This is a genomic window from Candidatus Cloacimonadota bacterium, from assembly GCA_034661015.1.
In the GTDB taxonomy this organism is placed as follows: Bacteria; Cloacimonadota; Cloacimonadia; order JGIOTU-2; family JGIOTU-2; genus JAYEKN01.
The window spans coordinates 15,658-23,986 of the sequence record JAYEKN010000066.1 but is presented as its reverse complement, the minus strand read 5'-3'; the positions used below and the strand labels follow the sequence as shown (position 1 = coordinate 23,986).

At 35.6% G+C, this 8,329-nt stretch carries 7 protein-coding genes; all 7 read left to right on the top strand.

Annotated features, from left to right (window positions below):
- Positions 1 to 287: 287 nt before the first annotated feature.
- The 7 genes from U9P79_02105 (at position 288) to U9P79_02075 (ending at position 8,306) form a co-directional block, all read left to right on the top strand.
- Positions 288 to 770: an SPOR domain-containing protein gene (locus U9P79_02105; protein ID MEA2103421.1), complete on the top strand. Its 483-nt coding sequence runs from the start codon at positions 288 to 290 to the stop codon at positions 768 to 770.
- Between the two features lie 448 nt (positions 771 to 1,218).
- Complete coding sequence (alr, locus tag U9P79_02100) at positions 1,219 to 3,159, top strand: alanine racemase (protein MEA2103420.1); 1,941 nt, start codon at positions 1,219 to 1,221, stop codon at positions 3,157 to 3,159.
- A 126-nt stretch (positions 3,160 to 3,285) separates the two neighbouring features.
- Positions 3,286 to 4,197, top strand: coding sequence for an MlaD family protein (locus U9P79_02095; GenBank protein ID MEA2103419.1), 912 nt, complete (start codon positions 3,286 to 3,288; stop codon positions 4,195 to 4,197).
- Positions 4,194 to 4,835 carry a hypothetical protein gene (locus tag U9P79_02090; GenBank protein MEA2103418.1) on the top strand — a complete coding sequence of 214 codons (642 nt, stop codon included), beginning with the start codon at positions 4,194 to 4,196 and terminating at the stop codon, positions 4,833 to 4,835. Before U9P79_02095 ends, U9P79_02090 begins: the two co-directional genes overlap by 4 nt.
- A gap of 14 nt (positions 4,836 to 4,849) precedes the next feature.
- Positions 4,850 to 6,406: a hypothetical protein gene (locus U9P79_02085; protein ID MEA2103417.1), complete on the top strand. Its 1,557-nt coding sequence runs from the start codon at positions 4,850 to 4,852 to the stop codon at positions 6,404 to 6,406.
- 77 nt (positions 6,407 to 6,483) lie between these two features.
- Positions 6,484 to 7,575, top strand: coding sequence for an MlaE family lipid ABC transporter permease subunit (locus U9P79_02080; GenBank protein MEA2103416.1), 1,092 nt, complete (start codon positions 6,484 to 6,486; stop codon positions 7,573 to 7,575).
- Between the two features lie 2 nt (positions 7,576 to 7,577).
- Entirely contained in the window at positions 7,578 to 8,306 is a 729-nt protein-coding gene (locus U9P79_02075) for an ATP-binding cassette domain-containing protein (GenBank protein MEA2103415.1), read from the top strand.
- The last annotated feature ends 23 nt before the right edge of the window (positions 8,307 to 8,329 follow it).

Below are 8,329 nucleotides of genomic sequence, written 5' to 3'. Positions count from 1 at the left end.
AGCAAATTTTTTTAACAGAAGAAATTTGGATTTCATCTGCTTTGTCAATGTTTTTATATTGATTGTAATGGTTTCATTGCTTTAATTTTTTTTGAATACTACGGATATCCACCCCAAAATTTATGAGGAAATTATGTAAATTATTGATGTAGCTACATTGCCCGTGATAGAAAGAATAGCCGAGTCCACTCGGAAAAGGGGGAGATGCAAAAAAATAAGTTATCTGTTTTCTTGACGAAAAATTGTGCTAATTTGATATTAGCAAATAATAAAATAAATCGGAGGATATGATGAAAAGGATTTTAATCGGATTAATTATTTCGGTTTTAATTGTCAGTTCGCTTTCACTAATCGGTTGTGGAAAGAAAGAAGAAAAGAAAATACCCGCCAAGACCGAGAAAAAAGTTGTAGAAAAAAAGGAACCGATTGAGAAAACTCCCGTAGCAAAAAAACAAGAAAAAACACCTTCTCAAATTGCAAAGAAAAAAACTCCTATTGAGCACAAGCAGCCAAAAATCGTGCTCGAAGAAAAAAAATATGAATTACAACTTGTTGCCAGAAAAGACTATTCCCGGGTTGAAATTGAAAAAAGAAGATTGGAAAAGTATGGCTATAATGTAAAAATTTCAAACACCAAAAAAAACGGTGAAACCTATTATCGCCTTCGCCTAGTTGGTTTGTACACACCTTCACAAGCCAAAAAAGTAGGAGATAAAATCAAGAAGCAGTTTCCTTCTATAGAAGATTATTGGATTCAAAAAGTGAAGTAATAATTTTGGAAAAAGGAGAAGGGAATACAGGCAACGATTTGGATTCAATTTAATTTCTCGAAATATTTTATCATGAAATCTTTTCGTGTTTTTCCGTGCCTGCCCCGTGAAATCCTTTCTATCTTTTATTTCACTGGGGTGTTTCGTGGTAAAAAATGAGAAACTCGAGTCGGACGAACTTCTTTTCCGTTCGACTTGGGTTTCGAACGTCGGAGCCTAGTTCTCGAATTACTTTATCATGAAATCTTTTCGTGTTTTTTCGTGGTAAAAAATGAGAAACTCGAGTCGGACGAACTCTTTTTCCGTTCGACTTGGGTTTCGAACGTCCGAGTCGAGTTCTCGAAATATTTTATCATGAAATCTTTTCGTGTTTTTCTGTGCCTGCCCCGTGAAATCCTTTCTATCTTTTATTTCACTGGGGTGTTTCGTGGTAAAAAAATGTTTTAATATGAAACAAAAAACAAATTCATTCCGCAGCTGGACGATTATCAATCTGAATAATTTCCGATATAATATCGAACAGATTAGGCAGAAAATTCCTTCCAAAACCGCAATAATGCAGATTGTGAAGGCGGATGCCTATGGACACGGTGCTACTGAAATCGCCAAAGAAGCAGAACGAATCGGCTGCAAATGGTTTGGGGTGGCAAACTCCGATGAAGGAGTTCTGCTCCGTTTGGAAGAAATAATTGGGAGAATCCTGATCCTTAGCCCATCATTCAAAACAGATATTGATGATATTATTAAATACAATATCACGCCTTCAATTTCTGATCTGAATTTTGCCGCGAGCTTGAACACCTCCGCCGAAGAAAAAGAAATTATTCTCAAAGTTCACATAAACTTTGATACGGGAATGGGACGCGATGGCTTATTGTGGACAAATGCCAAAGAAATTGCCGGCAAATTTTTAGCATTTTCACATTTGGAAATCGAAGGATTATTTTCCCACTTCACAAATAGTGAGCAGTTTGATTCGGATTTTCCTCAAATCCAGTTTGACCGTTTTAAACAGGTTGTATCCGAATTTGAATCCGTAGGTATTGAACCGCAAATCAAACATATTTCAAATAGTGCGGCAGCCGTAAATTTCCCCCAATTTAATCTTGATCTGATTCGACTCGGTATTATGAGTTATGGCGTTTATCCCAATCCTGAATTGAAAAATAAAATCGAACTGAAACCAGTGATGAAATTTCAATCTAAAATCGGGCAAATAAAAATACTACCCGCCAATCATGGCGTCAGTTATAACAGAACATTCTCAACCACAAAAGATACAAAAGTAGCAGTTATTCCCATTGGTTATGGAGATGGCTATGCTTTCATGCTCTCGAATCTTGGCAAAGTGGTTATCAGAAATCGGATTTGTCCGATTCTCGGGCGAGTTACGATGGATATGATAATTGTGGATATTTCAAATTTAGAAAATGTGGAAGTAGGCGACAATGTTACCCTTTTGGGCGATGAAATCAATCGTATTTGTAGTGCCGAAGAACTTTCTGCGCTTTACAATGGATTGAGTTATGAAATATTATCCAATCTCGGCAGAAGAGCTCAGCGGATATTTGTTATGGGAGAAGCGAAATCAACAATCGAGCCAATTTCACGCAGAAATTTTATCCCGTTTCCACACGATGACTTTTCAGATCAAAAATTGGAAAAAATCATACAAGTTTCCCTTAATCAACGCTTGAACAGTAGCGAAATTGGAAGGAATGTTTTCCATCAAATATTGAAAAATCTTTTTTCATCTTCGGATAAGGGGATTTCCATCAAGAAAAAATTTTGTCATTCCATCAAATTTCTTCCGGTTAATAACAATTCAATTGATAGGAACAAATTCTATTGCGCCCAGACTCGGCTCAGTTATTTCAAAAGATTAACTAATGAAAAATTCAAAATCGTTTGTGCAACCGGCAAAAATGATCTGGAGCAATATTTCTTGAAGTCCGATGTTGAATATCGCTGGCTTTTGGATTTTCATCCTAACTTATTACATTCATTTGAAATTGATAAAATAATGATCAACGATATTGTTTTAAATCATAGATTAATTAATAATGGGAAAAAAAAGAATCTGGAATTTGAATGCTATCATCGTTCATTAAGCAATTTGCAAGGCGAAGAAGTAAAATTTACGATCGATACGAAAACTTATTATCCAAAATCAAAACATCAATTGGCAGTTTATTTATCTGAAATGACAAAAGAAATTTCTATTGAATTTGACTACTCTCAAGTCAATATAAAAAATGCGGAAACAGTTTCGATATTTACCGGAAAGGAAAAATATCCGCAAGAAATTAGCAAAGATGGCAAAATTATATTACAAAGTAAAGAAAATGAATGGTTCTTTCCAAACAGCGGCGTTGTATTTGTTTGGTAAAAAATTGAACCACAAAATAAACGGAAAAACACCAAAAATGGCGATAGAATTTTTCATGCATTTTCGTAATCATAAAATCTTTCTTTCGTGTAATCCCGTTCCTTCGGTGGTATGACAGGAGAATAAATGGTTTCAAAAGCACAAAAAATCAGATTGGGAATTTTTGTTATTACTGCCTGCGTCCTGCTTTTTGCATTGATTGCATTGATCGTGGGTAAATCATTATTGAACAAGCAGGATACATATTATATTGCTTATAAAAACGTCTCGGTTGCAGGATTAAATGTTGGTGGAGCGGTGCAATATCATGGGATTCGCATTGGGCGTATTGAGGATTTGACCATTGACCCCAAAGATGTCTCCACAGTAATCGTTACATTAAGCGTGAAGCAAGGAACCCCAATCAAGAAGGATGTAACGGCAGTTCTCGCTGCCGTTGGGATCACCGGCTTAAAAAAAGTCGAACTTATCGGGGGAGATATTCGGGCTGAAAATCTTAAACCGAATTCATATATTACCGCTGGTAAATCCACTTTGGATAAAATAACCGGCAAAGCGGAAGTGATTGCGGAAAAAGTTGAGGTTATTTTGAATAATTTAGCCAAAATGACCGGCGGAGAAAATAAGGAAAATATTGAGCAAGTAATTGACGAAACAAGAAAATCATTAACTAATCTGAATGATATTTTAACAGAAAATCGGGCAAACTTTAATAGCTCTATGCAAAATGTATCTGTTATTTCAGAAGAATTTGCTTTGCTTATGAAAAATATCCGCGAAAAATCAGCACAAATTGATATGGCAACAATAAATGAAACGATAAATAACATTGATATGACAGTGAAAGAGCTGAACCTTTCTGTCAAAAATATCAATTATACTTTTGGAGAAAGCCGAGAAGATATTGTATATTCTATCCGCCTTCTCAAAGAAACAATGCAGAATTTAAACGAATTTTCCCGTCTAATTGCCGAAGACCCATCTAATATATTTAAAAAGCGCGGTTCAACTAATTACTTTGGAGGTAGTGGAGAGTGAAAACAAAAATATTCCAAACAATGAATCTCAAAAATAAGATTTTTTTGATTGTTCTTCTGCTGATTGTCATTTCCTGCGGACAGGCAAAATATGCTCGATTTTATGTTTTGCAATATAAACCCCTGCCAATCACAGAACTCAAAATTGAAAAACCTTTTCCCTATAATATTGTCGTTGACGAATTTCAGACAGATCGTACTTACGATAATTCGCGTATTGTTATCCGCCATTCTGCTCACGAAATATTCTATGATCAATTTAGTTTGTGGGCGTTGCGTCCGCAAAATGCAATAACAAATCTGCTGGTTAATCATATTAATACCTTGGGAATTGTTGAAAATTGTAAGCTACGTTATCTTGAGTTGACGCCTGATTATAAGATAAAAGGAACTATCAAAAAAATCGAAAAATACGAAAATAATCTGATTATCCGAGCCGATTTGCAAATCGAAATTCAGTTCATTGATCTGAAAACGAACGATGTGGTTTTTACAAAAACTCTCACTTCATATACAAAATTGTACACAAACAGTATGAGTTATTTTACAAAAGTCCTTAGTGATAATCTGAATATTGAATTTAATAGTTTTATAGAGGATATGATAACCTATTTTAAATTACAAAATAAATCAGAATAAGAATTGGAGGAACCATGAAAAAAATAATAACTTTATTGCTTTTTATTTTTATCACATTTAATATCAGTTTTTTGTGTGCTGACGATTATGGATATAATTCAACTTGGAACACAGATCCCGCTAAAATTCAATTGGAGAAGGAAGGTGTGGATGATCAGATTGGGTTGGGAAGAATTTTTGTTCCTGCAATTTCCGAAAAAGAACAAGAGCCATCCTATTATATCTACCAAGATGGGCAAATTGTAAAAAGTGAGTGCCTTATAGGAAAAAGCGTGTTTGTTGAGCCCGGTGAATACACTGTAGTTCTGGGTTCTGCTGATACAAAAAAAAATCTAATCCATAAAAAGATTACAGTTACAAATGAAGGCACCACAATTGTTCCGGTTACTTGGTCTGGTTTGATAGTCCGAATTATTGATGAAAGCAGATCGTATTTGCGTGAACCCTACGAGATTTATCAACTCCGAGAATATTCGGAAAGCATCGGAATGAAATATAGTGCAGATGAGGATGAACAGGGAGAAAAACAGGATACATGGTTGCTGAAGCCCGGAATTTATAAAATTATCAAATATAAAGAAACTCCAAAAACATATATCAATTTTACCACCGTGAGGGTTTTGGAGAGTGAATTAACTGAAATAACTATTGTAATGAATAGTAACGATAATTTTATCGGAGCTGGCATCTTACCTGAAATGGTGGATATGTTTAAGAAAAGAGAATGGCAAAGATACACCTCCCTTTCCGGAAGTTTTATGCTTACGAGTGATAATACCGCAAGCAAGGATGGGAATAATACAAATATTACTCTAAGTACAAATTTGGAAAATGAAATAAAACTGGACAAATTCCCTTATTATTTTGATTCGGGACAGAATTTATCCCTTGGATTCAGCAAGGAACAAAACCAGGATTTTCGTGTTTATTCAAATAGAATCCAAATTCCTACTCAATTTATTTATTATTTAATTGAGTCCTTCGGTATTTATAGTCGTTTTCGATTAGAAACAAATATTTTTCCAAACACTTCCTATTTTTCCAGTGAAATGGCTACTGTTTATAAATGTAATGTAAAGGGGGATACAATTGACATTTTAACAAATATTAATGATATCCAGACTGCTCCGTCCTTTATGCCTGTAAATTTGGAAGAGGGGTTTGGGCTGAATGTACGATTAATAAGAAGCAGTTCTCGAAGCGATCTCACTATCAAGGCTGGGTTGGGATTGTCTCAAACCTTTAATAATGATGTTTATGAAGAAATTACCACAAGCTCCGATAGCACAAGAAAATTTCAGGAACTCGAATCAATTAATCTGAGTGGTATTGAAGCAACTGTTAACGGAGATTTTAAATTATCCAACAACATCACTTACAATATCGAACTATATACTCTTTATCCATTTGATGAAAATAGGTCGCAAAGGTATCGAGCGGAAAACACAATTGATTTCAGATTCTCTAATTTTCTATCTTTGAACTATACGTTAACTCTTAGCAAAGGTGATAAAGATTGGACTGTGCAAAACCACAACCTTTCGCTTGACCTAACATTTATTTCATTTTAAAAACATGGGAAACGGAGAAATAAATACGGAAAAAGATTTCCATATTCCGTTCTCCGTTTTCCGAATTCCATCTTAATATGGCTCTAATTGAATTCAAGAATAATACTTTTTTCTTAAAAGGCTTTTTAAACAAAAACAATGCTGAAAAGGTGTTTGAAAAGGCAGAATCATTTCTTCAAAAACACGAATCTGACCAGCTAATATTTGATCTTAAAAATCTTGAAAATATTGATAGTGCAGGAGTTGCAACTCTCAATCAGATTCAAGATAATGCTAAAGATATTTCGGTATCAATAAAATTTCAAAACATTTCAGAAAAGGTTCAAGATTCCCTGAAAACATTTTCCTCTGAAAATTTACCAACCCTCGACTCATCTAAAAAAAAGGCGGGTATCTTCGAAAACGCGGGGGGGAAAATATTTGAAATGTTGGATAAAATCAAAGCATTTGTCTATCTAACTGCTGATATGTTTTATTGGGGAATTGGTGGTCTGTTCTCAAAAAAAGGACAGAGGAAGGGCGAATTCGTCAACCAAGCAAATTTGGTGGGAGTGAATGCCTTGCCAATCGTAGCGCTTATTTCCTTTCTCGTGGGATTTATCCTTTCCTTGCAATCCGCTCAGCAATTGAGACAATTCGGGGCAAATATTTTTGTAGTTGATCTGATAACAATTTCCATGACACGAGAAATGGCACCTTTGATGACTGCCATTATTTTGGCTGGTAGAAGCGGCTCGTCCATTGCTTCGGAACTGGCAACAATGAAAATTTCAGAAGAAATTGATGCAATGAAAACCATGGCTCTAAATCCCATCAAATATGTAGTTTTGCCAAAACTTTATGCAATGACAATTGCAACTCCCCTCCTAACCGTAATGGCAGATATTGTCGGAATATTGGGCGGATTTCTGGTCGGAGTGATGTTCCTGAAAATAGGAGCTGCTGCTTTTGTAGATAGAATGGCTTCGGTAATGGTTTTGAAAGACGTGATAACACTTTTAGTAAAAAGCATTGTGTTTTCGTGGATAATTACAATTGTTGGGATATTTTACGGTTTGCAAACCGAAGGTGGAGCAGATGCTGTGGGGCGTTCGACCACTTCTTCCGTTGTTATGGCAATTTTTATGGTTATCGTGGCTGATTCGGTTTTAGGTTTACTTTTCTACTAAAAATGAATAATATAATCCAAGTAAGAGATTTAATTACAGAATATAACGAGAAACGGATTCTCGACCGGATATCTCTCGATGTACCCAGAGGAAAAATATTTGTGATTCTCGGAGGAAGCGGCTGCGGAAAAACCACCCTGCTGAAGCATATAATCGGGCTTTTGTATCCGGTTTCAGGCTCTATAAAATTATTTAACGAGGAGATTATCGGTATGGAAGAAGATGATTTTGACAAAATTCTTATCCGTACCGGAATGTTATTTCAAGCGGGAGCTTTGCTCAACTCCTTGACAATTCGGGAGAATGTAGCAATTCCTTTACGGCAGCATACTGATCTTTCGGAAGAATTAATTCAAAGGATTATTCGCATAAAGTTGCATCTCGTGGAGTTAGATCACGCAATTGACCTTCATCCTTCAGAACTTTCCGGTGGAATGCAAAAAAGAGCAGCCCTTGCCAGATCTCTTGCTCTTGACCCGGATATTCTTTTTTGCGATGAGCCTTCTGCCGGTTTGGACCCCATCACCTCTGCTGCTATTGACGCTCTTCTGATAAAATTAAAAGAGCAGTTGAATATGACAATCGTAGTCGTTACCCACGTTATAGAAAGTGTGCGCAGAATCGCCGACGAAATAATTTTTCTCGATAAAGGCAAAGCTTTATTTAGCGGAAATTTTGAAGAAGCAAAGAAATCAGAAATTCCTCAGTTGCAACAATTTTTTAAATTATAATAATTAGTGTCTGTCCGTAAAGT